Below are 24,046 nucleotides of genomic sequence, written 5' to 3'. Positions count from 1 at the left end.
ACGGGGCCGATCAGGCCGCATAGTAGAAAATGGCAATATAGTGGCAAGTAGTCCCCGCCATGACAAACAGGTGCCAGATAAGATGGCCGTATTGCAAATAGCTGTCGGTGGTGAAAAAGGCTACCCCTACGGTATAGGCCAGGCCGCCGGAAGCGAGCCAGATCAGGCCCGGTGTCGGCAAGTGAAGCCACAGAGGGTTGGCTGCAATCACAATCAACCAGCCCATTAACAGATAAAGGCCGGTGGAAAACACCGGATGATTAAGTCTGTTGCTGGCCTTGAGTATGACGCCTGTGGCCGCCAGACACCAGATCGCTGTCAACAGGAACCAGCCCCAGGCACCCCGCAGAACCCCCAGAGTAATGGGAGTGTAGGTGCCGGCGATCAGTAAATAAATAGCCGAATGTTCTATTACTTGAAATAGCCGCTTTGCCTGCCCCCTGGGAAGGCCGTGATAGAGCATGGATGCGAGATAGAGCAATATCATCGTCAGGGCAAAGACCGCCGAGCCGATCAGGAACCCCGTGTTGCCCTGTTGGGAGGCACGGATTAGCAGCGGGGGTGTGGCAATGAGTGCTGCCAGGAGCCCTGCCCCGTGACTGAGGCTGTTAGCAAATTCTTCTTCGGAGGACTGCTCGCGCCCCGGTGATTTGATAGATGATGACACAATGCTCCATTTTCTCGGTTCTGGCAGGCATTAGGCCTTTAGTATCCACGCGAAAGGTTGAAACTGGCAAGCCCAACGTAGCACTCAGTCTGCCCCTCGCCAGTCACCAGTAAAACAAACCCCGAAGCGCTGAATGGGATGAGGGCATTTTTGCACATCCGGTTAACAAGGGTCCGTTGAGTGATCGCCGTCAGAGACGAACAAAAATACTTACCGCGTTGTTTTTCCGTTGTCTATGGGGTGGGGTCAGGGTGCGCTGTTCTTGGTCCGGTACATGGCATGGTCGGCGTGGCGCAACAGTTGTGTTTCATCATCGCCGTCGTCCGGGAACTGGGCCACGCCAATGCTGGGAAGAATGGCGATGTTGTGATTTCCCAGCACAAACGGCTGGTTCAATGCCTGGTGAATTTTCTCCACGATGGTAGTGGTGTTTGCCGGCGAGGCGATATTTTCCAGCAAAATCACAAATTCATCACCGCCAAAGCGCGATACGGTATCTGACGCTCTGACACATCCCTCAAGACGCCGTGCGACCTCTTTCAGTAAAAGGTCACCCACCGGGTGTCCATAGTTGTCATTGATGAACTTGAATTTGTTCAGGTCAAGGTAGAGCACGGCGAGCCGCTGCCCATCGCGACGGGCCCTGCTGAGGGCGGACTGGATACGATCCCCGAACAGTGCCCGATTGGGCAGGTCGGTAAGCTGGTCGTAGAGAGCCATATGCTGCAGATGGTCCAGCAGTTGTTTTCGCTCAATGGCGGCGGCAGCCTGTGTGGAGACAAACTGCAGCAGTTCCCGGTCCTCTTCCGAGTAGTGCGGGTTGTCCGGGTGGCTCAAAACGGCCATCGCACCTATGGTTCCCCGCTGTGACTTCAGCGGGACTCCCAGCCAGCTGGAGGAGGTGTCTGTCAGTCCCTGCAGTTCATTGATGTTCTTCGGCAGGAGCAATAGTGTTTCGCCGGTGCGGATGACCTCTGCGCAGTGAACCGTTGAATCGATCAGCGAGGGTGATACCTGATTGCCTGCATGGTAAGGGAAATACACGTCATCTTTCGCGCCATCATAGAGGGCGATCGAGAAGCTGGCAGCCGGCAGCAGGTTTTCAATAATTTGATGAATCCGTTCAAACAGGGTCGGCAGGTCCTCCGCGGCGTGAGCTGCTTCTGAAATGGCAAACAGGGCCGCCTGTCTGGCCTCAATGCGTTTGCGTTTGGTGATATCCCTGGCCACGGCAATACGCAGTTGATCAGAGTCGGACCAGCGCGCTGACCACATGATATGAACAATCTGCCCATCCTTGCGCACATAGCGGTTTTCAAAATGGGGTTCGTGCCTGCCGGACATGATATCCCGGGCTGTTTGCAGGGTCATGTCATGATCTTCGGGTAACACCAGATCAATCATGGACTTGCCAATCATCTCTTCACTGGTGTAGCCGAAGATGCGTTCACCACCGCCACTGACGTAGACAAACTTCCCCGCTTTGTCCACCACACAAATGGCATCCAGTAACAGATCTATATAGCTGCTCAGCGATGCATGAGTGTCTGCTTCCATAGTGAGCTCCTGAAAGGAAGGTGGGCTCTGAGACTGATGAGAGGAGCGGGCCTTGCGGCCGGTGGTGGTCATAATGCTTACCAGAGAGATCCAATCAATACTCTATCCTTGATGAGATGCCAATCGGTATAGGGCTTGGGGGCTTGGTGCGCCCTGCAGTCCACCTAGGTCGATCGCACGTTGTCTGCCATAAATAACAGCCCTGAGCCAGTGGGTGTTATTCACCTATCCACTCGACCTTGTAGAGATCGCGCCGCCGGTCTAGGAAGTTTCTCACCGACCCTTCGTTCTGCAACTTGTTCAGCTTCTCCAGATCGAGATCGACAATCAGGGTCATCTCTGTATTCGGCGTGGTTTCAGCCATGATCGCATCGTGGGGGAAGGCAAAGTCCGACGGCGAGAACACTGCCGACTGGGCATACTGGATATCGGCACCATCCACTTTCGGCAGGTTGCCGACACTGCCGGCGATTGCCACATAGCACTCGTTTTCAATGGCCCTGGCATGGGCGCAGCAACGCACCCTCAGGTAGCCGTTCTTGGTGTCGGTCCAGAACGGCACGAACAGCATTTGCATGCCCTGTTCCGAGAGCAGGCGAGCCAGCTCCGGAAATTCCACGTCATAACAGATCAGTACACCAATTTTGCCAAAATCGGTATCAAACACACGCAGGCCATTGCCGCCCTGCATGACCCAGGAGCGCTTTTCACCGGGTGTGGGGTGAAGCTTGTACTGGGTTTCAAGGGTGCCGTCGCGACGACAGAAATAGGCCACATTGAACAGCTCATCGTTCTCAATCAACGGCATGGAGCCGGCGATGATGTTGATGTTGTAGGAAACCGCGAGCCGGGAGACGGCCTCGACAATGTCATCCGTAAACTCGGCCAGCGCCTTGATGGAGTCAATGGAGTTCGTGTGATTTTCTATCCCCATCAGTGGGGCGTTGAAAAACTCCGGGAACAGGGCCAGATCACATTGGTAATCGGAGAGAGCGTCGACAAAGTACTCAACCTGCTGCATCAACTCCTCGACGGATCCGAGGGAGCGCATCTGCCATTGAACACAACCGATCCGGGCGGTGGTACGCGGTGCACCAATCAGCGGGGCTTTGCGCGGGTCATAGTAGAGGTTGTGCCACTCCAACAGTGTGGCATAGCCACGGGACTCCTTGTCTTCTGGCAGGTAATCGTCCAGCACCCGCTTTACTTCGAAGTCATTGGACAACTGGAAGGTCAGGATAGGGTCGTAAATTTCCTTCTTTTTGACTTGCTCGATGTAGACCTGCGGGGTCAGCTTGTCAGCAAAATTCTTGTAATTGGGTATCCGCCCCCCGGCGACGATGGACTTCAGATTCAGATTTTGGCAAAGCTCCTTGCGGGCTTCGTAGAGACGGCGACCCAGCCGCATGCCGTGGTAGTCGGGCGAGACGAATACGTCCACGCCGTACAATACGTCACCGCTCGGGTCGTGTGTCGTCAGATACGCGTCGCCGGTGATCTCATCATAGGTATGCTGATCCCCAAATTTATCGTAATCGACAATGACCGAGAACGCGGCGGCCACAATAATGCCGTGATCCTCGATACAGATCTGGCCCTCGGGAAACACAGCCAGCTGGGCGCGGAATTTCTTCAGTGGCCAGGCACCACCGAGACCCGGATAAACATAATCCATTAATGCCTTTAAGTTGGGGTAGTCCTCCTTTTTCAGATGTCGGAGGGTCAGTTTGTGTTCCGGTTCTTCGGGGTGCGTCGTTGCGTTCACGGGGTTTTTATTCCTGAATAAAATGGATGTCGTAGCAAATAGTTGGAGCCCAGCCCTGCTGCTGTCCAAGGTTACCTGATGGGGCACCTTGTTTTGGCACAAAATAGACCGTTCGCTGAAAGCGGGCTATGTGCTCCACCACAGATGATAACTCAAATTGGCCGGATTAATCGGCTGGAGAGCAAATGCCCAGGCTGTAAATATGCATGTATACGTGGAGTCTGTCAGAAAATGACTTGACTAAGACCGGGAAGATGGCGTGTAGCTTGTTTTGCAGAACGTTTTCGAAGGGTGGGGAAGAATCTTGACCCGGCAAAGCCGGGTCAAATTTCCCGTAGCAAAGAACTAGAAGTTGTCTTTTATTGTTTTGGTGCCGCCGCTGGCTTTGACCGCTGCCAGGGCAGTGTCGCGATCTTCGGCGCTTTTGAACATCTGGCTGGTTCCCAGCACTCGACGTTTTGGGGTTTTCAGTTCAAAACAGTGTTGACCATCTTCTGACTTTTTTTCATAGAGGGCATCGTACGCGCAGCTATGCTGGACGTCTGAGATGTCCATCTTTGCGTTGCCCTTGGAATAATAAGTTGGGCTTGAAAGCAATGTTTCGCCGCTTTCACTTTTGAGGTGAAAGTTGTACTCGCCATCTGGTGTTTTATTGAGCTCGAACCAACTTGACATATTTATCTCCTTTTTATTTTAGTAATGGGCGCACTGGGCACCATATGGTCTAAACGTCAGATGCCTACCCCTGGATCGGGTCACCCGTGAACAGGGTCGCAGCGATTGCGATCTGTCCAACGGGGGCATCCTTTGAAAAGCCCGTACTAGATATCACAGACCATAGCAAAATACAAAGCACCTTTTTGAGAGGCAAGTAGCCGCAGTACTGGGCGTCTTTGCAACAGCATTCCTGTACTGGTCACGATTAGCAGAACGAACATTTTTCCTTGATTGACGGTATCCCCGCCGGCCGAAGACTCCTGGCTGGCGGGGCTCCGAATGCAACTTATTCCACAATCACTCGTGCATTGATGGGTTGAACCGGCCGGTTGGTTGGGTGCTCCATGGCATTGCTGAATTTCTCAATCTGTTCCCTGGAGGCAGTGACGGGCTCCTTCATAACAAACCAGGAAACCCCTTCGCTGCATGGCGGCGTGGTCAGAGAGCCATTGAAGCGATAGTAATCATGATCTTCCGGCATCAAGGACAGGGCGCTGACGGCGGTGGTCAGTTCTACCGGTCCACTGGGATCTGACGGCATTTGTTGCCAGGCCTTTTCAAGCTCGGCATTGGTCTCGCCTATTTCAAACATCACCCCGATGACAGCCAGGTTGCCCTCTTTATCGGCGTGGACAAAGTGTGCATCCATGGGGTAGAGCTTGCCGTTAATGGCATTTTCACTGGGGGCGTGAACATGGAACTGTTTCAGTTCGAAGGCTTTACTGCCCACTTGCATGGTGCTGCCCTGTACATAATTGACCTGGACGGTATGACCATTGTTGATGACATGTTTGCCACCGGTCTTGTAATCCAGTTCCAGTGATGGGAGGTCACCCTCTATCGTGCCGGTGATATTCACCGGCGACTGGTTTTTGCCCGTCTTGCAGGTGGCATATTCTGTGGCGAGACTGCCCCAGTTTTCCGGTCCCTCGTCACCCAGGTAACTCCAGGCGACACCGTCGGCGGCGTGACAAGTCCCGAACGCCAGCATCCCGGCGGTTAGCAGTGATAGTTTCATTGAACATTTTTTCATCGTTAGCTCTCTATTGTTAAAATGGATTTTTATTATTGATACCTCGGAAGGTATGTTACCAAGCATTTCCGTTAATGCACTATTCCCTGTCTCTGGGTGTTATTCGGGCAATGTCACCCCTAACAGACTGACTCACCCCCCACAGGTCCAAGGATTGTGCATTCAACCAGAAATTCGTTGAATTGTTAAAGAGTCGTACAAGGCGCATCGCCATCTCCGGGCTGACGCACGGCGTTCCAGCAACAGCTCATTGACAGACTGTCGTGAAACGCCCAGTGCCGTTGCCGGCTTCGCGACGGTCAAACCGGACCTGCGCATAAACTTTTTCCGCAGTATTGCTCCGGGTACCGATCTTTAGCCGACGGAGGGATGAATGTGTTGTGAGTCAGTGGGGGCTTCAGCGCGGTTTTCGATGGAATAATCCCGGATAACGCCGGCGACGCGTATGCGGTAGTTGGCGAACAGCTGCTCCCGGCCCGTCTGTTGCGCGGCCCTGTGCGCGTGCAGATTACGCCATTCTTGAATGGCCTGCTCATCGTCCCAAAAAGACAGCGACAGTATCTTGTTGCTGTCAGTCAGGCTCTGGAATCGCTCTACAGAAATAAAGCCCTTTATCGAGGATAAAAACTGCTTCAGCTCGGCGGCAGTCTCGAGGTATTGGGCCTTGCCCTCCGCTGTGGGGATAACCTCAAAAATAACGGCAATCATATCGGTTCTCCTGTCACGGTTTGCATCATGGTGTGCCCGGCAGTTATCGACCTGCCTCTTTGGCTGGTTTGACTGTCGTCACTGTTACTTGTCCCCATTGGCGCCCAGCAGGAAGGCAAGCACTTTGCCCATTAAATGGTTAATCGTCCGGTATTGCTCCGGGGTGGCACTGAGAATAGTGGCGGCATTTTGCACGTGGTCGCCGGGCGTTAATTCCGCACCGCAGTGGGCAACAATCTCCCTGGCCGATGCCGGTGTCGTCTCCAGATGAAATTGCAGTCCTATCACCGACGTGCCCAGCTGAAATGCCTGCAGTCGGCAGACCTCGCTGGAGGCGAGGTGAGTTGCGCCGGGTGGCAGATCAAAGGTCTCTCCGTGCCAGTGGAAGACGTCCACTGATGAGGGGAAAGAAAAGTTGTTTGGCCCCGGCGCAGTGCAACCCTGGACAGGAAACCAGCCGATTTCCCGGGTCGGGTTCGGGTAAACCCGTGCGCCCATGGCGCTGGCGATCAATTGCGCGCCGAGGCAGATGCCAAGCACCGGCTTGCCCGCGTCGATGGTGCGGCGAATAAAAGCCTTCTCTGCCACCAGCCAGGGGAATTGTTGCTCGTCATTGACGCTCATGGGGCCGCCCATAACGATCAGTAAATCGATATCCGGGATGTCCGGCAAGGTAGTCCCATCGCTGTAGAAAGGTGTTCGGGTAATCTGGTGTCCCGCGGCTCTCAGCCAGGGCTCAATGCTGCCGGGGCCCTCGAAGGGCACATGTTGAAAAATATGGCTGCGCATGGTCGGTGTCCGGAATCCTGAGATTGTTCGGGTAATGTAGCAGTTGTCAGTTTTCCTGTAACTGCTGTGCGGTTTCCTCTTCGGCAATCTGCAATGCCTGATAGGCAGTAAAGGTAGACAGGAAAATCTCGCCGCTGAGACGCTCGGGGAATCTATCGTTTTCCAGTTGGCCGAGCACCGGGCCTTTCACTTCTGCCAGGTGCAGCTTCATGCCCTCATCAATCAAGCGCTCATTGAGCATGTCGAGCATTTGCATGGCCGTGGCATCGACGCTGCTGACTGACGACATCACCAGCACCAGGTGGTGAGCCTCTGGCTGTGCTTCGAGCGCGCGAAGAATGAATTTTTCCACCGATTCAGCATTGCCAAAGAACAGGTTTTCATCCACCCGGAGTATCAGGATTTCCCCCCGTGTTTCGACCTGATAGCGGTTCACATTGCGAAAGTGTTCGGTATCGGGGACCCGGCCGACAATGGCAATATGGGGCCGACTGGCTCGCCACACCAGGGTTGCCAGTGACAGGGCGATGCCGATGGCAATACCGACTTCCACGCCGGCCAGCAGTACTCCCAGAGCTGTTCCAGCCTGCGCCATGCCTTCGGCGCGATCGTAGTGCCAGTTGTGAATCAATGATTTGATATCCACCAGACCGATCGCGGCGATAATGATTGTGGCGGCCAGCACCGCCATGGGCAGGGCGTGGAATAACCCGGTGGCAAAGACCAGTAACAACGCGATCAGGACTGCCGCAAATATCCCTGAGAGTGGCGAGCGGGCACCCGCTTCGGCATTGACGGCGGTACGTGAAAAGCCGCCGGTGACGGGAAAGGCACCGGACAGCGCACTGGCGATATTGGCGGCACCCAGTCCGCGCAGCTCTGCGTTGGTATTGATGCGCTGCCGGTTCTTGCTGGCAAAAGCCTGGGCAATCGAGACGCTTTCCACAAAGCCAATCAAACTGATGGCCAGCGCCGGCAACCACAGTTTGGTTACGATCGAGAAATCAATGGTTGGCACCTGTAGTGCCGGCAATCCTCCCGGTAGGGAGCCGACCACGCGAAGGTCAGTTTCCCAGCCCATTAGAGATACTAATACAGCACTGCCGAGTACGGTCACGATGGGCATCAGTTTGGCAATCAACGAAGCCGTACCCTCGGCGAGGCCGAGGCCCATGAGCAGTTTTGCCAACCAGTGTCTGGCCAGCCATAACAGCACAAACGTGGCAAAGCCGAATACTGCCGTGAGCGGTTGAATGCCACCCAGGTTAGCCGCCAGCCCAACAGCTAGCTCGACACCGGTTTCACCGTGGCTGTTGATACCCAGTAACGGGCGCAATTGGCCGATAATAATCAGCAATGCTGCGCCACTGATAAAACCACTGATCACCGGGTGACTTAAAAACTGTGCCATGGCGCCGAGACGCATCAGGCCAAAGGTAAACAGCATGACCCCCGACATCATGGCCAGCAGAATAGCCCCGGCAATGTATTCAGCGCTGCCCGGCTCGGCTATCGGGGCCAGTGCGGCCCCGGTCATAAGCGAAATAACCGCCACCGGTCCCACCGACATCACCATGGATGAGCCAAACAGGGCGTAGGCAAGCAGTGGCAGCAGGCTGGCATAGAGGCCCAGTTGCGGTGGCAGGTCCGCCAGTGCGGCATACGCGAGCCCCTGGGGGATCAGCAGCAGAGTGACGACCACCGCGGCCACCAGGTCGCTGGGTAACAGTTTTGCCTGATAATCCGTCAGCCACGAGGGTAGCAGTTTGCGCATCAGAGAGGTCCTGTTGCCAATGGGAGGTCAAAGATAAAAAGGTACATTGTCATTATCAAAGGATGTTAGCCGGGCCGCTGGCGCTGGAGCAGCTCATAAACGGCCATGCCCGATAGCATGGCGACGGTAAATACCAGCGCTTTCAGTTCGCCTGCACCCAGTGCCACCAGTGCCGGGCCGGGGCAAAATCCCGCCAGTCCCCAGCCGATGCCAAATCCAAGGCTGCCCAACACCAGTGGCTTGTCGATATCCTGTCGGGTGGGTAGGCGCATGACGTCACCCAGCAGAGAGGTCTGGCGCTTGTCGGCCAGGTTAAAGGCCAACAGCCCTACTGCCACGGCGCCACCCATGACCAGTGCCAGGGAGGGATCCCAGGGTCCGGCAAGATCGAGAAAGCCCAACACTTTTTCGGGGTTGGCCATGCCGGATACCAGCAGGCCGATACCGAAAATCAGTCCCGCGATAAAGGCCGAGAGCAGAGATTTATTCATTTCATAGCCCCCCTAACAGATGGCGAATAATAAACACCGTCGCAAAGCCGCTCAGCATAAAAGCGGCTGTAGCAACCAGGGAGCGGGGCGATAGCCGGGAAATGCCACAGACCCCGTGACCACTGGTGCAACCGGCACCAAATCGGGTGCTGAGACCCACCACCAGGCCGGCAACAACCAGCATCGGAAAGCTCGCGTCAATCCGAATGACTGGTAGAGAAGAGACCAGCAGCCAGAGCAATGGTGCAGTGACCATGCCCCCCACAAAGGCCAGCCGCCAGCCGGTATCTGCTTTTTTGGGTGTGAGCAACCCGCCGACAATCCCGGAGATTCCTGCGATGCGGCCATTCAGTAGAACAAAGGCTGCGGCGGCCAGGCCGATCAGTGCACCGCCCAGCAATGATGTCCAGGGAGTAAAGGCTTGCCAGTCGATAGTCATGGATAAATACCTGTGGTGATTGATAAATCGGGCGACCGGGTCAATGGTCGACCTTGCAGTAAAGATCGTACAAAAGCGTCACCAGCGCTAGCGCCTTTTGATCCGCCAGCCGGTAAAAGATACGTTTACCTTCTCGCCGCGTGGTCACCAGCTTTTCCCGCCGCAATACGCCCAGTTGTTGTGACAGGCTGGGCTGACGGATTTTCAGTTGCGTTTCAATTTCCCCGACACTCAACTCATGCCTGCTGAGCAGGCAGAGCAGAAGAAGGCGGTCTTCATGGGCGACCCCTTTCAGCAATGCGCTGGCAGCGCTGGCGGCCATGCGCATATGGTCGATGGTCACAGCATCATCAATGGCTGTGTCGGGCGGTGCAGAGACGGACTTTGGCATAGTTCAATATATAATAATACATTATATTTAATTGTATATTATAGGCGGTCAGTTGTGTCAAGGTGTTGCAGGTTTGATGAGATTGCTGTGGAGGGTGTCTGTCAGAAAAAACGTCCTGACCTGACGGGGTTATCAGGTCAGGACGTGAAGGGGGGGGGGTTAATGTGAATTGATGACTTTGGTTGTGCCGACTGATTTGGCCAGACCAATAGCGTTTTCCATGGATTCCGCGGAGCTGAACATCGGGCTGGTGCCGATGATCTTGCGTCTGGGGGTCTGGAGTTCGAAATAGTGCTCGTTACCGGCCGACACGTTTCTCTGATAATAATTCTCATAATTGCAGATATGCTGCAGCTCAGAGATATCATTTATGGCAGAACCCTTGGAAAAATAGGGTTTGCTGACCAGAATTGTCTCGCCATTCTCTGTCTTCAGCGAAAAGTTAAAGACACCCTCGTTATCTTTGTGCAACTCGTATGAACTGGACATTCTCTTTTCCTCTCTTGTTGAGTGATCTGATGCCTGGGCACCGGATTGTTATAGCGCCTGCCTCAATATTTGTTCGGGCAGGATGAGTCGTCATATCCGTAGAGTTACCCCGCCCAATGACCGTTCTGAATCGACAACCGGGTTAAAAACAGGCCAGGTTGATACCCGATTGAATCGTGATCTTTCAGTTCAGATCGGCGGTGAAATTATTATATTTAATTGGTTATTTATTCAATATCCGATGAGTTATATTTTTATTTTTGGATTTTTGATAAGGCACATTTATTTAGTTAAGGTATTGTTATAAATGAATTTTATTATTTTTAATGGCGGGTTTTTATGAGGTAAAAAAAGAGAAACTATTTATCGGTACATTAATTTTAACGGGTTTAATATAAACCAAATAATACGCAATGAAAAAATAATACTGATGAATATTTTTTAATACGTTAAAAGGTGAATAAAATATTTTAATATGTGGTTTATATGTTAATTGGATGAGTGTTATGGCGGGTATGGGTGCGAGTGTCGCTCTGGTGGCGGATGGCCGAAAAGACCGATCTATAAGTTAGTTGTCGGAAGGGGTTTCGGTGTGCAGACCCACAGTGGAAAATAGCGCGCGCAACTGTTCTGGCCCCAGGCTTTCGAGGTGGGCGATATTGCGTTCGGGGATTTTGTCCGTGTCGGGGAAATTGGCGATGGCATTTGCCAGGCTATCTTCGCGAAGCAGGTGAAGCATGGGGTAGGGGGAACGATTGGTATAATTTCCCGGCGCATGCTTGAGGCTATTGAGAAACTGGTAGTCGGGATGAAAACTGGCAATCTGAAAAACGCCCCGGAGTCCCATGCGCTTCAACACCCGATCAGCCCAGATCAAAAATTGCTGATATTCGAAAAAGTCCTCTAACACCTGGGGGTGAATAATCAACGTTGTTTCAATGGACGGATCCCGATCGAGCCTCTCAAGCTCTGCTTCCAGGTCACAGACCAGCATCTCTTCGGTAGTTGCTACCGAAACAAAAAAACGAATTCGGTCTTTCACCAGCTCCCGTTTGGCAAAAGGGCACAGGTTCAACCCCACCACGATGGTTTCCAGCCAGAGCTTCACCTGTTCTGTCACCCGTTCGTGCGAAGCTGGCAAGTTCATTTGGGGCATGCCGTTCAGCTTTTTTTCACAAAGACTGACTTGAGCTGCATGGCACCAATACCGTCAATTTTGCAGTCGATATCGTGATCACCTTCCACCAGGCGGATATTTTTTACCTTGGTGCCGACTTTCACCACCAGCGATGAGCCCTTTACCTTCAGATCCTTGATGACGGTCACAGTGTCGCCGTCGGTAAGGACGTTGCCATTGGCATCTTTGATGGAGGGGTCCTGCTCGGTGTTTTCCGCCGGGGCCTCTATGGACCATTCGTGGGCACATTCCGGGCAGACATACAGATTGCCATCTTCGTAGGTGTATTCGGAGTTGCATTTCGGGCAGTTGGGTAAATTGCTCATACCGGTGGTTGTATCCTGTTCTGGGTGGGGAAGCGTAAGTCGTGTTTCAGCAGGGGTGCTATTTTATGCTTTTTCAGCTGACAGATGTTGGCACTGTGGCAAGGTTTTTGAGGGGTTGCTGGCACTTGCAGGAATTTCCTTCAGGAATCACTTTCAGGAGATCACTGTCACGGGCATGCCTGCCAGCCGCAGGTAAGTTCGGCGGCGGCGAACAATTGGCCACCATCGGTAGAGGAAAATCTCCATGGGTCGCCACATCGCCACCCAGCCGCCGATCATTAATCCTTCACTGAGTAATTCGGCAAATCCGCTGTAGGGAATAGGGTTTGCCAATAGGCGGCCGCCCCCGACACAGAGACCCAGAAAGGATAGGCCGATGACCAGGCTGAGTCTTCCCTCCCGCATTAATTGTCGCAACTCGTGCCGGCAAAATCTGGCCCTCTCGTTGAAATAGTTATGGATGGCCTGTTCCAGGCGGTTTTTTTCTTGTGCAGAGATCGCCGTTGCCAGGGTAATTTCCAGGCAAAAATCTCCCTTGGCCGGATATTCCTGGGCCCAGTCCATGATGAATGCCTCGGCATTGGTGTCCAGGTCTCGCCCGAGAAAAGGCGATGGGTCCAGCGAGTTGAAAAGCTGCTGGATATTGTCCAGCTGCAGGCGGATGACATGGGGGGCATGTTTTGACATACAGAATTTCTTTTGTGTGTGGCAGGTAATGTCTATCGGCAGCAGGTGGTTTGTCAATTGGCCGGTATGGCCTGCATCACAGGGATGCAGGGGGTTGAGGCTGCCGATCCTTGTGGCACTCGAAACGCGACAGAACGGCATCGATGGTGACCTCGAGGGTGGTCAATGCCGCCGCTTTGGCCCGGCCCTCTGCCGAAGCGCGATACAGGTGTGGTGTCATGGCAAGCAGATCAGCTATCGATGCGGCGTCTGACAGCGAGAGGCAGTAGCGAATGCTTTCGCTGGATCGGTGCGTGAACTCCGCCGGTTGCGGCGGCTCGGATGTGCGAGCTGGCCGGATACGGGGATAGATGATGTCGCGCAACTCCCGGAGATGATCTGGCCCGGCATCTACCTGATACAGGATGCCGCCGGGTTTCAGTACCCGGGCAAATTCGTTGTAGACGGGAAAGCCAAAAATACATAGCAGCCGGTTCAGCGTACTACCCAATACCGGCAGATGGGCATTGGTGCCCACGATCCAGTTGGCCCAGGGCGTGACGGTGGTTGTTGCAAGTCCCGGCATGGTGGTGGCCTGCTTGGCCGCAGAGATGACAGCCCACTTCGAAATATCCAGCCCCATCAGGGCGAGTGAGTGTTCCCCCCCGCCTGTCGCTGTCCTCAGCTGTCGCAGGTAGTAACCTTCGCCGCAACCGGCATCGAGGCAGCTCGCGGTGGTGTTGGTGGGGAGCTCCGCCAGAACTGCGCGGCTCACGGCATCTGCTATGGGCTGATAATGACCGGCATTCAGGAAACGTTGGCGTGCCGCCACCATCCTCTTGCTGTCGCCGGGGTCGGCTGACCGCTTTTTCTGAACCGGCAGTAAATGGGTATAACCCTGTCTGGCGATATCGAAGCTGTGTCCGCCGGCACACTGCCAAGTTGTGCCCTGGCGTGTCAGGGGCTTGCCATCCAGGGGGCAAGCCAGTGACGTGAACGGCGCTGTGTTAATGGTCTGGTCTCCGGGACTTTGCCGAAGCACAGCGGCGCATCCCGGCAAGATGCGCGGTCGCAATCATTTCTGGTCCATTGCCCAGAGCAACTCTTCGGCGCGCAGAATCAATTGTTCCTGATCTTTTAACAGCGCTTCCAGTAATAGCACGGGATTGCCGGATTTGCTCTGGGCGACCGCCGCGAGCTGATCCTTGCGCCGGAACAGGGTGTCGAGTCGTTCCTTGATGAGGTCCTTCTGCTGCAGGAACTGGTCCAGCTTTGGGTTGGTTGCCTGGCCCAATTTGTCTTTCTCGCGCTTGGTGAACGTCTGGCCACATTGTTCGCAGACAAAATCGCCGGTCTTTGAGCCAAACATGTATTCGTCGGCAAAAGAGGGGTGGTTGCAAGGCTTGTCGCCCCAGCTTTCGCGCAGTGCTTTTGCTTCTTCTAATTGCATGGGATCTCCGTGATATATCGCGTGAATTCAGGTGGTCTTGGCCGGGGGTGGTTTTGACACTGCCTGAGCAGGCCGTAAGGGTGCCAAACCGGCTGAAAAACAGCAAATATAAATAACGCTGCACAGCAGAGTGACGGTTCAGTATGGACGGCTCTTCGTCTTTAATGTAATGATTGAATCGTCTTAATAAAGTCAGGCCGGGCGCCATGAGTAAAGCTGTTACGATTCGTCAGACGTGCGGGGTTCCTCTTTCGCTGTTGGTGGTGCTGCTGGTGATGATGTTGGCATCGTGCAGCAGCGGTTTGCCCAAGGGTGGGGCCAAGACCAAATCCCAGTGGAACAGTTTTGAAGAGGCAAAGGCGTCCTACGACAGCATCATTCTCAATGAAACCACCACCGATGATCTGCCTGCCCTGGGTTTTGACCCCTACAGTGCCCCCAACGTCAGGATCCTTTCCTACCTCGATATCATCCAGAAGTTCAGCCCGAACAGTTCAGTGACAAATGATGAGCTACCTCCCAGTGTGAGAACCTGTCTCAAGTCCCGCGAGAAATGTCTGGCCTATGAGGCAACGCCCAGCGTCAGTAACAGCAAACGGGTAGGCAATGTGGTGCTGGACTTGCTAAAATTCAAACGCGAGCGTATTCGCAACGGTTGGAATTTCTATGCCCTGATCGTGATTGACCACAATACGGTGGTCTACAAGATCTGGAGCGGGGTTCCCCTGATCGACGAAGAGGAAACCCGCCGCAATCCACTGGGACCGCTGCAGGATTCTGTCGGCACGGCGGTTCGCAGCGGTGCTGAATAAGTCCGGCGCCGAGAACACCTTACTCTATCGGCGGCGATTACCTCTCCGGTTGATAAAATCCATTGTTGGCAGCTGTGTCTGTTACGCTACTGACACCACAGTTGCTGTGCCAAGTGATGAGTACCCAAGATTATGACCAGCAAAGATCAGCACGATACTTCGCCAGAAGCTGCCACCGAAGTGGACTCGCAACAGGTTGAAACCGAAGAGACCAAACCGAAAAATCTCAGTGCGCTTGAGATTATTACCCAGGCGTTCTGTCTGGTGTTTGCCCTGCAAAGAAGGCGTGGTATGAAGAGAGCATCAGACCTGCTGGAGACCAATCCGAAATCCGTGATTCTGGCGGGTATCATGGCAATGGTGATTTTCTTCTCTATCTGTTTTATTGCCTCGCAACTGGTCATCAGGCATCTGGTGCCATAACAGCTCCCGCAGCATGATGGGCTGGCAGGGTTTACTGCCTGCGCGCGGCAAAACAATCGATCGTCGGGCTGATGCTGCGCACAATTTCCCTGCCCACATTGGCAGTCAGTTTGTTAAAACCAAAATTTGATGTTAATACATCGGTTTCGTTGAGAATTTCTGCCTTATTGACGTTTTCGATTAACTCATACCTGAAGTCGATTCTCGTGAAGAGGTTGCCCCGGGCAATATTGAGCACCTTGATTTTCAGTAAGAGCCCGTCTGTTTTTGCCTGTTCGCTATCCTGGACGATTACCACCTCATCAACAATACCGGTCAGCGCCGAGGCGGTTTCCTTTCTGACCAACTGCGCAATACTCTCACGCGGCTGATGCTCTTTGTAGGCAAACAGATAAACCTTGTTCGAGCCGGGCAGGGCAAAATCACCACACAGGGTGTTTGTCTCAGCTGAAGCCGCATGGGCCTGATGCACCAGAAGGCTATAGCCATTTCCGATAATAAAAAAGGTCATGGCAAATAAAAATGTCATTTTATGTTTCATTCATCGTCCTGAATTTTTCTGTTCAATACGGTGCCCGAAAGTGGCAGCTTGTAGCTTCAGTCAGTTGAGAGAATCCCCAGCAGTTTCTGGGTGTGATCGACTGTCTCGAAACCCAGGTCGGTCAGGTAGCCTCCATCCCTGTTTGTGATCAAGCCTTTTTGATGCAAGCGCTCGGCTGCCGCCACCAGTTCGGGCGCCGCCTCGTGTCGGTGAACCTTGATGCCCTCCTGCAGTGAGGGGGTGCTGAACATGACCAGCAAGTTCAATTCGGTTAGATGTTCCGGAGAAAAGGGCATAGTGGTACCTCTTATTGTTGTTCTTGAAGGGTGCATAGTCGGCTGCCTCAGGCAAGACGTGGTAACCGCATCTCAGGGTTCACCCCTGCTGACCATAGAGCTCCCAACCTTGGGTAATGTTAACAGGAAAATGCACAGTTCTCGTTAACATTGGTGACTTATGCCAGCGGATGTGGCTGTCAGCTTTTTGCAATGAGATAACTCCCCGCTCCGATCATTACACCACCGGCTGTTTTTCTGATGGCGGGTTCAAACGGGAGGCCTTTCGACAGGGTGGCAATATGTGCTGCTGAAAAGGCATAGACGACTTTTACACCACCCACAGCGACCACTGTGATTGCCGTGATAATAAAAACATCAGTTAGCTGGAGTGCGGTTAAATCAATGAATATGGGAAACAGGCTAAGGTAGAAAAAAATGGCCTTGATATCCCCGAGCGTCAGGGCGAGGCCGGCAAGGAAGCCTGTTGTGAGACGTCCTTTGCCTGTCGGGTTGTTGGTCGTAAACCCGGTGGTGTGTTTTCTTGCCAGCAACGTCAAGCCAAGCCAGATCAGATAGGTTGCACCAAGATACCTGATGACCAGAAACAAGCTGCCCAGGGCCTCTGCAAGCGTGGATAGACCCAGTATCACCAACATGACAAAGAGCAGGTCGCCGACAACAATTCCTGCAGCAACCGCTATACCGTTTTTAACGCCCAGCGTGGCAGCGCGTGTGACAACCAGTGCGACACTGGTGCTTGGCATGGCCGCAAGTGCAACCATGATCCCCAGAAGTGCTATCGACTCGATGATGCTCATAGTGTGTAACGTCTTTTGTTCAGCCGTTCCTGCTTTTTTGTAACCGGCAATAGCGCTATCGCGTGTGTACAACATTATTGTAACTTAATGGCTGGAGAGAACTCATAAAGCAAAAGCAGTTTTTTATTGTGCCGGTTGCCTGGAAGCTCGGTTATCGCGGAGCCGCCAGCGATGCTTCGAGCTTCAAAGGCGTCACTCTCCGGATACCCTTGATAAACCGTTAAGTTCGTTGCCACTAACCTATTGTGGCAAAATCAGCTGTCGTATCGCTCGAACACAATATTATGAAACCAAGTACTTCGTCATTGCGCCTGCGGCAACGTATCCTTTTCGGAAAAGCTATCGCTATCGGCCCCGGTAAAGCTGAACTACTGGAGCACATCATTGCCACTGGTTCCATCTCGGCCGCATCCCGGCAGATGGGGATGAGCTATCGTCGGGCCTGGTTGCTGGTTGACACTATGAACCAGTGTTTTTCCTCACCCCTGATTGAATCCGCCGCCGGAGGCAGTGGCGGTGGGGGTGCCCGGATTACACCACTGGGTGAACAGGTGCTGGCCCTGTACCGACGAATCGAAGAAAAGACAGCAACGGCAGTGGCTGATGAATTGAACGAGCTCTCGGCCCATCTGGCTCCGTTCCCTCCCAGCAGTCCCCACTGACTCAGATACTCACTCTGAGTTGACGACCCGGCGATCTGGCCCTATTCTTCACGTTATATTCAGTTGGATATAACGTGATAGAGCATCCGGTCTGGCCACAGAAAAATCACACCATTCCTTGCTCGGAGATCGACAATGCCCCTATTCGTAAAACCGGGTCGGCTGCTTGTGATACTGACTCTTCTGTTGTTGACCACAGCGTTGCACGCCAGCGACCCGGTACGTATCGCAGCGGCCTCTGACCTGCGTTATGCGTTGGATGACATCGTGCAACTCTATCGTGAGGCGCACCCCGATGCCGCCATCGAGGTGATTTACGGCTCCTCCGGGAAAATGACCACGCAGATCATTAATGGTGCGCCCTACGATATCTTCTTTTCGGCCGACATTGCCTTCCCCCTGCAACTCAAGGACAAAGGCCTGACAACCACGGAGCCGGTTGTCTATGCCATTGGCCGGATTGTGATCTGGAGCAACACCCTGAACGCCGCCAGCCTCACCCTTGAAGACCTGACTTCAGATACGATTGCCCGCATTGCCATTGCCCAGCCCTCGCATGCGCCCTACGGCCTGCGTGCCAAAGAGGCCATGCAGTCGACAGGTGTTTGGGATGCTGTGCAGAGCAAACTGGTGTTCGGCGAGAATATTGCGCACGCCGCCCAGATGGCTGAATCGGGCGCTGCACAGGTGGGCATCATCGCCCTGTCTCTGGCCAGGTTTCCCGAGCTGGCCAGGCATGATCACTACCTGATCGATAACGCTCTGCATAATCCGCTGACTCAGGGTTATGTGGTCACCAGGCGCGGCGGCAATAAGTCCGAAGCGCTGGCATTTGCAGGGTTTATGGCGACCGACAAAGTGCATGACATTATGACTCGCTACGGTTTTGTCATACCGGAGTAAACAACACCACCGGGCCGGCGGTCTCCCGGAATGAGGAAACGCCATGTACACATTTGGACCTGCGGAATGGCAAGCCATTGAGGTCACCCTACGGCTGTGCCTGTACACCACGATAATCCTGTTGCTGTTGGCCACCCCGCTTGCCTGGTGGCTGGCAAAGGAGCGCTCCCGTGGCAGGGACGTGGTACAGGCGATTGTCTCTCTGCCCCTGGTGCTGCCGCCCACTGTGCTCGGCTTTTATCTGTTGGTGGCAATGGGGCCGCGGGGGATTGTGGGCAAAACGCTGGAAGACCTGGGTTTGCACCATCTTGCCTTTTCTTTTGAGGGCATTCTGATTGCATCCATTCTCTATTCCATGCCCTTTGCCGTGCAGCCGCTGACAGAAGCTTTCAGCCATCTGGGGCGGCGCCCGGTCGAGGTGGCCAGCAGTCTTGGTGCCGGGGCGCTGGACCGTTTCCGTACCGTGATTTTTCCACTGACACGCAGCGGTTTTGTGGTGGCGGCCACATTGACCTTCGCCCACACCATGGGTGAGTTTGGCGTTATCCTGATGCTCGGTGGCAGCATACCCGGTGAAACCAGGGTGTTGTCGGTATTGATCTACGATCATGCCGAAGCCATGAACTACGAGGCTGCCCACAGTCTTTCATTGATGCTGCTGGTCTTCGCCTTTGTCACCCTGTTGGTGGTTTACAGTCTCACCCGCCGCTTTCAGGTCGTCCGGTTATGATGCTTCGTATTCAGGCTCACCTGCGTTATGGCGGAGACTTTGAGCTCAAGGTAGATCACGAGTGGCCTCTTGAGGGCGTGACCGGGCTGTTTGGCCGCTCTGGTTGTGGCAAAACGACTTTACTGCGTCTGATCGCCGGACTGGAGCGAATCAGGGGGGCTGCAGTGAGCTTTGGCGACCAGCAATGGCAGCAGGGAAGCAAGTTCGTGCCACTGCACAGGCGGCGTATCGGTCTGGTTTTTCAGGAACACAGCCTGTTGCCGCACTTGTCGGTGGAGGACAACCTGCTCTATGGCTACAGGCGAACCCCAGCGCTGTTGCGCCGACTGCATCCGCCCGAAGTCTCCGCCATGCTGGGTATTGAAGATCTGTTTGGCCGCCGCATCGATCAGCTATCCGGTGGTCAGCGCCAGCGAGTGTCCCTGGGGCGGGCCTTGCTGATCAGTCCACAACTGTTGCTGCTCGACGAGCCAATGGCGGCACTCGACACCCAGACCAGGCGCGAGATCATGCCGTTTCTCGGTCGTATGGCGGTTGAGTCGGGTGTACCGATCATCATGGTCAGCCACTCCCCGGATGAGATCGAACGCCTGGCGGACCGGATTGTATTCCTGCAGGATGGCCTCATCCAGCGCATCGAAACGTTGCACGAGTCGCTGGCGCGTCCGGACTCGCCACTATTTGATGATGCCGGTGCCGTCTCGGTGCTGGAGGGGTCTCTGGGTGAGACCGGAGAGGATGGTGTCAGACCCTTTGGTCCACCCGAAGCCCGGCTGTGGATTCCCAGGGCGGAGCAAGCGTCTGGCTCCCGACCCACCCGGATACTTATTCGCGCCCGTGATGTCAGCCTGTCCCTGGTTGATCCCCACCACATCAGTATTCAAAACCACCTGCCCGTGACCATTGAGCGCATCGACCCTCCAACAGATAGCCGCTTTGTGGTGGCCTGTCGTACTGCGGATGGACAACTGGTGCTGGCAGAAGTGACCTCGAGAGCAGTCAGTCAGCTTGGCCTCGAGGCAGGGAAGTCGCTCTATATGCTGATCAAATCGGTGGCGTTGCTGGAGTGATATTTTATGCCACAGAGGAGGGCGACAGGGTGACGTTCATTTCTCGAAAATACGAGATCACTAGATTTCTGCCTGTTGAGCGCGGAGTGGGCTATTCTCCAGACAATTTACGAGCTTTTTACGTAAATATGGATCGTATTTGTATTCGTTTTCCTCATGGATGACCTTCATGATAAAGCTGTGAGGTTTGCCTGGACGATACGGCCTGGATGTGGCCATGGCATCGTAACAATCGGCCAGTGCGATGATACGCGAGAGAACAGGGATGTCCTCGCTGCGTTTGCCGTCGGGGTATCCGCTCCCATCAAACGCCTCATGGTGGTATCGAACCACGTTGGCCACCGGGCTCGCATAGGGTGATTCGACGGTGCTGAGAATCCGGAACCCGTGCTCCGGATGGTTCTTCATCACCTCCCATTCCTCTGCGTCAAGGCGCCCGGCTTTTAACAGGATTCGATCGGGAATCCCGATTTTTCCGATATCGTGCACAGACGCCGCAATTTCGAGGATCGCCAGCTCCTCAGCTTCCAGCCCACATTGCTCTCCGATATCCACCGCAATCAGCTTCGTTCGCTGATCATGACCCGCCGTGTATTCATCCCGCTTCTCAAGGGCGGCAACGAGAGATCGAAAAGGGTTGGTCAGATTTGAAAAGAAGTCATTCATTATTTCCTCCTGACTTGAGAGGCCTGACGCACCAATCCCCGCAGCTTTGTAGCAGCAGAGCTGCAACGATAAAACGGTTGCCGTGTTCGGTCTGTTGTCGTCAGGGTCTGTCCGTCTGCTTGTAAGGCTTTTCCGTAAACCATATGGGTGCTACCGGAGTAAATTGCATTTACAACTGGCTTAAAAGTTATGTTAGAACAGGTGGTTAGGCTGTCAAGGCCGCTCCCCGGGTCGGGAGCTATATGGTCTTTAGAGCCGATGGGTGGGTATAAAAAGCATGGAACGTACCCTAAACCAAGTATCCCCTATGTCATCCACTCAGCTCCTCGGGGCATGCCCCCAAGGGGGCTGTACCCCTGCGAATCGATTCGTGCAGGTGTGGTGGGAGAGCTATGATTCCGATACTGCAAAAAAGAGGGGGGGGGGAGGCGTGGCGATAGGCCAACAGAGGGCAAGATGTGCCCTCTGTTGGAGAGAGGTTGATTGAAAGCTTGCTAAAAGTCGTAACGAATTCCCATCTCTGCAGAGCGGCCGGGACCGTGGAGTGATTCAAAGGGCCCCGTCATGCCGTCATCACGCCATTGGGCCAGACTGACACCACCCAAAGGCAAGTCATGGCTCTCATCCAGCAGATTACGTACACCAAAATTGAGCGTGGTGTTATGCCAGCGGTATTGGGTGAATATGTTCAGGAGGGTATATTTGGCCGTTTTATTTTCCAGACGAATCCGGTCCACGTCGTCTTTTTCATCGACCCACTCCAGTTCAATGGTATTGGCCCACTGCTGAAAAGACTGTTCCAAAGCGATTTTCACATTAAGTGGCATGATGTGGTAGAGGTCTTCCGGGCCGTCCTTGCGTTTGCCTCGGGTGTAGGACGCACGGGCTTTCAGGTTCACGGTGCCCCACTTGCCAGATTGGGAAAGAAGGTGGGAGCCATTTACATCCAGACCGTAAAACTCGGCGTCGATATTGGTAAATTGCAACCTGGGTCGTGTAACGGACATTACCATTCTCGGATTGAATGTACCGATCTGAGTAGCATCAATAAAATCATCCACGTAGGTGTAATAGGGACTGATGGTGTATTCCCAACGGCTATCTGAAGCCTTTTTGCTATAGGCGGCGCTCAGGGTATGTGCAGTTTCCGGATCCAGGTCAATATCACCCACATAGCCATTGCCGTCGCCATACCAGCCAATCATGGTCATTGCCATGGTGTTCCTGCCCCATGTGTAGCGCTCATAGAGGTTGGGTGAGCGGGTTTTGCGTGCGTAGCCAAACTCTACAGTATCCTCGGACGTAGGCTGGTAGCGGAACAGCAGGGTTAAATCGATGTTGTCATCAACCTGCTTGTGATTGCGAGCATTAAACGCAGTTGCAGCCGGTGCATCAAGGTTGGGGCTCATCATGATCATCGGCATGGTGTTGTAGGGTTGCACATCATCGGTATCGGTAATGACATGCTCGTAGCGAATACCGTAGAGAGCGGTCCAGGATGTATTGATCCGATATTCTGATTCAGCCCACAGCGCGTAGCGGGTGCGCTCGCCATCATTGATATTGATATAGTCATCGGGGCCCATCATCATTGAGCCGGGCACAGCAGGCCACCAGTCGTCGAGTTCAAATTTGTGGTATTCATTGCCGATACGCAATGTGTGTTGCTCTGACAGTGGGAATTCTGCCTTCAGGACGTAACCCATGTCCTTGCCCTCGGTATACATGGGCATCGTGCCGGTCTTCTCCTCGGTGAAAAAACCCATTTCATGCTCGACATCATTCCAGCTAAACAGGACATCCAGTTTCATCCAGCTGAAATCGTGGAGGTAGTTGACAATAACGCCGTCACCTTTATTGCCTACCATGTCCATGTACTGATTGGGAAAGCCTTGATAGTGTACTTTCTGGTGGGTGAGTTTCAGGACGAGCTCCTGAACTTCACCTCTGGCACCAAAGGTAATGGCGTGATTTTCTGAACGATAGAGCGTATCAAGAACTTTGTCGCCACTGCCATCGCGATAGCTGTCGGAGCGGTCCAGGCTACCGCTGTAACCCAGACTTAGATTGCTGTTGGCAATGGTAGCGTTCAAGTATTCGCCATGGCGCTGCCCATTGCTTTCGTAAATGGCCCCAATAGAACCCTGCATAAGCAGTTCGTCGGAATCAGAATAGGCGGGTTTGCGGGAATTGACTGAAATTGTGCCGGCGATACTGTCGCCGCCCATACTGACAGGGGTAATTCCACTCAGGACCGTCGTCGATGAAATACGGCTGGCGTCCATATAGGAAAGCGGGGGATTCATATGGTTTGCACAGGCAGAAGTAATTTCACCGCCGTCAATGAGTACTTTGACCCGATCACCATTCATTCCGCGAATGCTGGGTAACTGGGAAATGCCACCGGCAGCAGAAAAATTGACACCCTGGTCGCCCAGTAAACTGGTGGCGTCGCCCGTTGTTGTAGGCATCGTTTGCTGAGGCTTGATAAGGATAATTTCTTCTACAGTCTCCTCAGCGTGTGAAGCTGCCAGCAAAACGACCGGGAGACCCGTGGCCAGTACAGCATGGAAAATAAAACGTTTCATTACGCGGGAATAGATGAAAGTCAAAACAAGCCACTCCTTAGTGAAGACTCAAAAAGAGCGCTATTCTAAAAGACAGGCGAAAAACAGAACATGCGACAAATTGACGCAGGCAGAAG

General features: G+C 53.8%; 28 protein-coding genes. 6 read left to right on the top strand and 22 right to left on the bottom strand.

What is annotated here, in order from left to right; translation table 11 throughout:
* Nucleotides 1–10: 10 nt before the first annotated feature.
* The 17 genes from QZ516_RS08535 to QZ516_RS08455 all read right to left on the bottom strand — a co-directional run bounded on the left by QZ516_RS08535 (nucleotide 11) and on the right by QZ516_RS08455 (nucleotide 14,439).
* On the bottom strand, nucleotides 11–667 hold the full coding sequence (locus QZ516_RS08535) for a hemolysin III family protein (RefSeq protein ID WP_297188462.1): 657 nt from the start codon (nucleotides 665–667) through the stop codon (nucleotides 11–13).
* Nucleotides 668–913: 246 nt separating this feature from the next.
* Nucleotides 914–2,224 (bottom strand): GGDEF domain-containing protein, encoded by a 1,311-nt coding sequence (locus QZ516_RS08530; protein ID WP_297188461.1) that lies wholly within the window; start codon nucleotides 2,222–2,224, stop codon nucleotides 914–916.
* Nucleotides 2,225–2,441: 217 nt separating this feature from the next.
* A complete protein-coding gene (locus QZ516_RS08525; protein WP_297188460.1) occupies nucleotides 2,442–3,989 on the bottom strand; it encodes a bifunctional GNAT family N-acetyltransferase/carbon-nitrogen hydrolase family protein in 1,548 nt (515 codons plus the stop codon).
* Between the two features lie 345 nt (nucleotides 3,990–4,334).
* Nucleotides 4,335–4,664: a YegP family protein gene (locus QZ516_RS08520; RefSeq protein WP_297188459.1), complete on the bottom strand. Its 330-nt coding sequence runs from the start codon at nucleotides 4,662–4,664 to the stop codon at nucleotides 4,335–4,337.
* Nucleotides 4,665–4,992: 328 nt separating this feature from the next.
* A complete protein-coding gene (locus QZ516_RS08515; protein WP_297188458.1) occupies nucleotides 4,993–5,724 on the bottom strand; it encodes a carbonic anhydrase family protein in 732 nt (243 codons plus the stop codon).
* A gap of 369 nt (nucleotides 5,725–6,093) precedes the next feature.
* Nucleotides 6,094–6,447 carry an antibiotic biosynthesis monooxygenase gene (locus tag QZ516_RS08510; protein WP_297188457.1) on the bottom strand — a complete coding sequence of 118 codons (354 nt, stop codon included), beginning with the start codon at nucleotides 6,445–6,447 and terminating at the stop codon, nucleotides 6,094–6,096.
* A gap of 84 nt (nucleotides 6,448–6,531) precedes the next feature.
* Nucleotides 6,532–7,236, bottom strand: a complete 705-nt coding sequence (locus tag QZ516_RS08505; protein WP_297188456.1) for a gamma-glutamyl-gamma-aminobutyrate hydrolase family protein — start codon at nucleotides 7,234–7,236, stop codon at nucleotides 6,532–6,534.
* A 46-nt stretch (nucleotides 7,237–7,282) separates the two neighbouring features.
* Nucleotides 7,283–9,010 (bottom strand): SulP family inorganic anion transporter, encoded by a 1,728-nt coding sequence (locus QZ516_RS08500; RefSeq protein ID WP_297188454.1) that lies wholly within the window; start codon nucleotides 9,008–9,010, stop codon nucleotides 7,283–7,285.
* Nucleotides 9,011–9,075: 65 nt separating this feature from the next.
* Nucleotides 9,076–9,501, bottom strand: a complete 426-nt coding sequence (locus tag QZ516_RS08495) for a YeeE/YedE family protein (protein ID WP_297188452.1) — start codon at nucleotides 9,499–9,501, stop codon at nucleotides 9,076–9,078.
* A gap of 1 nt (nucleotide 9,502) precedes the next feature.
* Nucleotides 9,503–9,940: a YeeE/YedE family protein gene (locus QZ516_RS08490; RefSeq protein WP_297188450.1), complete on the bottom strand. Its 438-nt coding sequence runs from the start codon at nucleotides 9,938–9,940 to the stop codon at nucleotides 9,503–9,505.
* 40 nt (nucleotides 9,941–9,980) lie between these two features.
* Nucleotides 9,981–10,331 carry a metalloregulator ArsR/SmtB family transcription factor gene (locus tag QZ516_RS08485; protein ID WP_297188448.1) on the bottom strand — a complete coding sequence of 117 codons (351 nt, stop codon included), beginning with the start codon at nucleotides 10,329–10,331 and terminating at the stop codon, nucleotides 9,981–9,983.
* 159 nt (nucleotides 10,332–10,490) lie between these two features.
* Nucleotides 10,491–10,820, bottom strand: coding sequence for a DUF1508 domain-containing protein (locus tag QZ516_RS08480; RefSeq protein ID WP_297188446.1), 330 nt, complete (start codon nucleotides 10,818–10,820; stop codon nucleotides 10,491–10,493).
* Nucleotides 10,821–11,388: 568 nt separating this feature from the next.
* Nucleotides 11,389–11,976 carry a DUF1415 domain-containing protein gene (locus QZ516_RS08475; RefSeq protein WP_297188444.1) on the bottom strand — a complete coding sequence of 196 codons (588 nt, stop codon included), beginning with the start codon at nucleotides 11,974–11,976 and terminating at the stop codon, nucleotides 11,389–11,391.
* 5 nt (nucleotides 11,977–11,981) lie between these two features.
* Nucleotides 11,982–12,323, bottom strand: coding sequence for a zinc ribbon domain-containing protein YjdM (locus QZ516_RS08470; RefSeq protein WP_297188442.1), 342 nt, complete (start codon nucleotides 12,321–12,323; stop codon nucleotides 11,982–11,984).
* 153 nt (nucleotides 12,324–12,476) lie between these two features.
* Nucleotides 12,477–13,010: a hypothetical protein gene (locus QZ516_RS08465; protein WP_297188439.1), complete on the bottom strand. Its 534-nt coding sequence runs from the start codon at nucleotides 13,008–13,010 to the stop codon at nucleotides 12,477–12,479.
* A gap of 76 nt (nucleotides 13,011–13,086) precedes the next feature.
* Nucleotides 13,087–14,031: a putative RNA methyltransferase gene (locus QZ516_RS08460; RefSeq protein WP_297188437.1), complete on the bottom strand. Its 945-nt coding sequence runs from the start codon at nucleotides 14,029–14,031 to the stop codon at nucleotides 13,087–13,089.
* A 33-nt stretch (nucleotides 14,032–14,064) separates the two neighbouring features.
* Nucleotides 14,065–14,439: a hypothetical protein gene (locus QZ516_RS08455; RefSeq protein ID WP_297188435.1), complete on the bottom strand. Its 375-nt coding sequence runs from the start codon at nucleotides 14,437–14,439 to the stop codon at nucleotides 14,065–14,067.
* 206 nt (nucleotides 14,440–14,645) lie between these two features.
* Between QZ516_RS08455 and QZ516_RS08450 the strand changes: the two genes are divergently transcribed.
* Nucleotides 14,646–15,251: a hypothetical protein gene (locus tag QZ516_RS08450; protein WP_297188433.1), complete on the top strand. Its 606-nt coding sequence runs from the start codon at nucleotides 14,646–14,648 to the stop codon at nucleotides 15,249–15,251.
* A 132-nt stretch (nucleotides 15,252–15,383) separates the two neighbouring features.
* Nucleotides 15,384–15,674, top strand: coding sequence for a hypothetical protein (locus tag QZ516_RS08445; RefSeq protein ID WP_297188431.1), 291 nt, complete (start codon nucleotides 15,384–15,386; stop codon nucleotides 15,672–15,674).
* 31 nt (nucleotides 15,675–15,705) lie between these two features.
* Here the strand turns inward: QZ516_RS08445 and QZ516_RS08440 are convergent, their stop codons facing one another.
* The 3 genes from QZ516_RS08440 to QZ516_RS08430 all read right to left on the bottom strand — a co-directional run bounded on the left by QZ516_RS08440 (nucleotide 15,706) and on the right by QZ516_RS08430 (nucleotide 17,311).
* A complete protein-coding gene (locus tag QZ516_RS08440; protein ID WP_297188429.1) occupies nucleotides 15,706–16,215 on the bottom strand; it encodes a hypothetical protein in 510 nt (169 codons plus the stop codon).
* 56 nt (nucleotides 16,216–16,271) lie between these two features.
* The gene (locus QZ516_RS08435) at nucleotides 16,272–16,511 is read right to left on the bottom strand and encodes a TIGR02647 family protein (RefSeq protein ID WP_297188427.1); all 240 of its coding nucleotides are present in this window, start codon (nucleotides 16,509–16,511) and stop codon (nucleotides 16,272–16,274) included.
* A 179-nt stretch (nucleotides 16,512–16,690) separates the two neighbouring features.
* Complete coding sequence (locus QZ516_RS08430; RefSeq protein ID WP_297188425.1) at nucleotides 16,691–17,311, bottom strand: LysE family translocator; 621 nt, start codon at nucleotides 17,309–17,311, stop codon at nucleotides 16,691–16,693.
* Between the two features lie 284 nt (nucleotides 17,312–17,595).
* Here QZ516_RS08430 and QZ516_RS08425 point away from each other — a divergent pair, with 284 nt between their 5' ends.
* The 4 genes from QZ516_RS08425 (at nucleotide 17,596) to modC (ending at nucleotide 20,676) form a co-directional block, all read left to right on the top strand.
* Nucleotides 17,596–17,973 (top strand): LysR family transcriptional regulator, encoded by a 378-nt coding sequence (locus QZ516_RS08425; RefSeq protein WP_297188423.1) that lies wholly within the window; start codon nucleotides 17,596–17,598, stop codon nucleotides 17,971–17,973.
* Between the two features lie 135 nt (nucleotides 17,974–18,108).
* The gene (gene modA / locus QZ516_RS08420; RefSeq protein WP_297188421.1) at nucleotides 18,109–18,876 is read left to right on the top strand and encodes a molybdate ABC transporter substrate-binding protein; all 768 of its coding nucleotides are present in this window, start codon (nucleotides 18,109–18,111) and stop codon (nucleotides 18,874–18,876) included.
* A gap of 43 nt (nucleotides 18,877–18,919) precedes the next feature.
* Nucleotides 18,920–19,606 (top strand): molybdate ABC transporter permease subunit, encoded by a 687-nt coding sequence (modB, locus tag QZ516_RS08415; protein WP_297188419.1) that lies wholly within the window; start codon nucleotides 18,920–18,922, stop codon nucleotides 19,604–19,606.
* A complete protein-coding gene (modC, locus tag QZ516_RS08410; RefSeq protein WP_297188417.1) occupies nucleotides 19,603–20,676 on the top strand; it encodes a molybdenum ABC transporter ATP-binding protein in 1,074 nt (357 codons plus the stop codon). Before modB ends, modC begins: the two co-directional genes overlap by 4 nt.
* A gap of 60 nt (nucleotides 20,677–20,736) precedes the next feature.
* Here the strand turns inward: modC and QZ516_RS08405 are convergent, their stop codons facing one another.
* Nucleotides 20,737–21,342 carry an HD domain-containing phosphohydrolase gene (locus QZ516_RS08405; protein ID WP_297188415.1) on the bottom strand — a complete coding sequence of 202 codons (606 nt, stop codon included), beginning with the start codon at nucleotides 21,340–21,342 and terminating at the stop codon, nucleotides 20,737–20,739.
* Between the two features lie 494 nt (nucleotides 21,343–21,836).
* The gene (locus tag QZ516_RS08400; protein WP_297188413.1) at nucleotides 21,837–23,954 is read right to left on the bottom strand and encodes a TonB-dependent receptor; all 2,118 of its coding nucleotides are present in this window, start codon (nucleotides 23,952–23,954) and stop codon (nucleotides 21,837–21,839) included.
* Nucleotides 23,955–24,046 lie beyond the last annotated feature (92 nt).

This window comes from uncultured Porticoccus sp., from assembly GCF_913061305.1.
Taxonomy (GTDB): domain Bacteria; phylum Pseudomonadota; class Gammaproteobacteria; order Pseudomonadales; family Porticoccaceae; genus Porticoccus.
The sequence above is the reverse complement of the archived record's forward strand: the minus strand, read 5'-3'. Positions and strand labels throughout refer to the sequence as shown.

Coding starts and splice junctions, on each gene's coding strand:
- QZ516_RS08530 (WP_297188461.1), bottom strand. CDS start 2,224: ATGGAAGCAGACACTCATGCATCGCTGAGCAGCTATATAGATCTGTTA.
- QZ516_RS08520 (WP_297188459.1), bottom strand. CDS start 4,664: ATGTCAAGTTGGTTCGAGCTCAATAAAACACCAGATGGCGAGTACAAC.
- QZ516_RS08515 (WP_297188458.1), bottom strand. CDS start 5,724: ATGAAACTATCACTGCTAACCGCCGGGATGCTGGCGTTCGGGACTTGT.
- QZ516_RS08510 (WP_297188457.1), bottom strand. CDS start 6,447: ATGATTGCCGTTATTTTTGAGGTTATCCCCACAGCGGAGGGCAAGGCC.
- QZ516_RS08505 (WP_297188456.1), bottom strand. CDS start 7,236: ATGCGCAGCCATATTTTTCAACATGTGCCCTTCGAGGGCCCCGGCAGC.
- QZ516_RS08500 (WP_297188454.1), bottom strand. CDS start 9,010: ATGCGCAAACTGCTACCCTCGTGGCTGACGGATTATCAGGCAAAACTG.
- QZ516_RS08495 (WP_297188452.1), bottom strand. CDS start 9,501: ATGAATAAATCTCTGCTCTCGGCCTTTATCGCGGGACTGATTTTCGGT.
- QZ516_RS08490 (WP_297188450.1), bottom strand. CDS start 9,940: ATGACTATCGACTGGCAAGCCTTTACTCCCTGGACATCATTGCTGGGC.
- QZ516_RS08485 (WP_297188448.1), bottom strand. CDS start 10,331: ATGCCAAAGTCCGTCTCTGCACCGCCCGACACAGCCATTGATGATGCT.
- QZ516_RS08480 (WP_297188446.1), bottom strand. CDS start 10,820: ATGTCCAGTTCATACGAGTTGCACAAAGATAACGAGGGTGTCTTTAAC.
- QZ516_RS08475 (WP_297188444.1), bottom strand. CDS start 11,976: ATGCCCCAAATGAACTTGCCAGCTTCGCACGAACGGGTGACAGAACAG.
- QZ516_RS08470 (WP_297188442.1), bottom strand. CDS start 12,323: ATGAGCAATTTACCCAACTGCCCGAAATGCAACTCCGAATACACCTAC.
- QZ516_RS08465 (WP_297188439.1), bottom strand. CDS start 13,010: ATGTCAAAACATGCCCCCCATGTCATCCGCCTGCAGCTGGACAATATC.
- QZ516_RS08455 (WP_297188435.1), bottom strand. CDS start 14,439: ATGCAATTAGAAGAAGCAAAAGCACTGCGCGAAAGCTGGGGCGACAAG.
- QZ516_RS08450 (WP_297188433.1), top strand. CDS start 14,646: ATGAGTAAAGCTGTTACGATTCGTCAGACGTGCGGGGTTCCTCTTTCG.
- QZ516_RS08445 (WP_297188431.1), top strand. CDS start 15,384: ATGACCAGCAAAGATCAGCACGATACTTCGCCAGAAGCTGCCACCGAA.
- QZ516_RS08440 (WP_297188429.1), bottom strand. CDS start 16,215: ATGAAACATAAAATGACATTTTTATTTGCCATGACCTTTTTTATTATC.
- QZ516_RS08435 (WP_297188427.1), bottom strand. CDS start 16,511: ATGCCCTTTTCTCCGGAACATCTAACCGAATTGAACTTGCTGGTCATG.
- QZ516_RS08430 (WP_297188425.1), bottom strand. CDS start 17,311: ATGAGCATCATCGAGTCGATAGCACTTCTGGGGATCATGGTTGCACTT.
- QZ516_RS08425 (WP_297188423.1), top strand. CDS start 17,596: ATGAAACCAAGTACTTCGTCATTGCGCCTGCGGCAACGTATCCTTTTC.
- modA (WP_297188421.1), top strand. CDS start 18,109: ATGCCCCTATTCGTAAAACCGGGTCGGCTGCTTGTGATACTGACTCTT.
- modB (WP_297188419.1), top strand. CDS start 18,920: ATGTACACATTTGGACCTGCGGAATGGCAAGCCATTGAGGTCACCCTA.
- modC (WP_297188417.1), top strand. CDS start 19,603: ATGATGCTTCGTATTCAGGCTCACCTGCGTTATGGCGGAGACTTTGAG.
- QZ516_RS08405 (WP_297188415.1), bottom strand. CDS start 21,342: ATGAATGACTTCTTTTCAAATCTGACCAACCCTTTTCGATCTCTCGTT.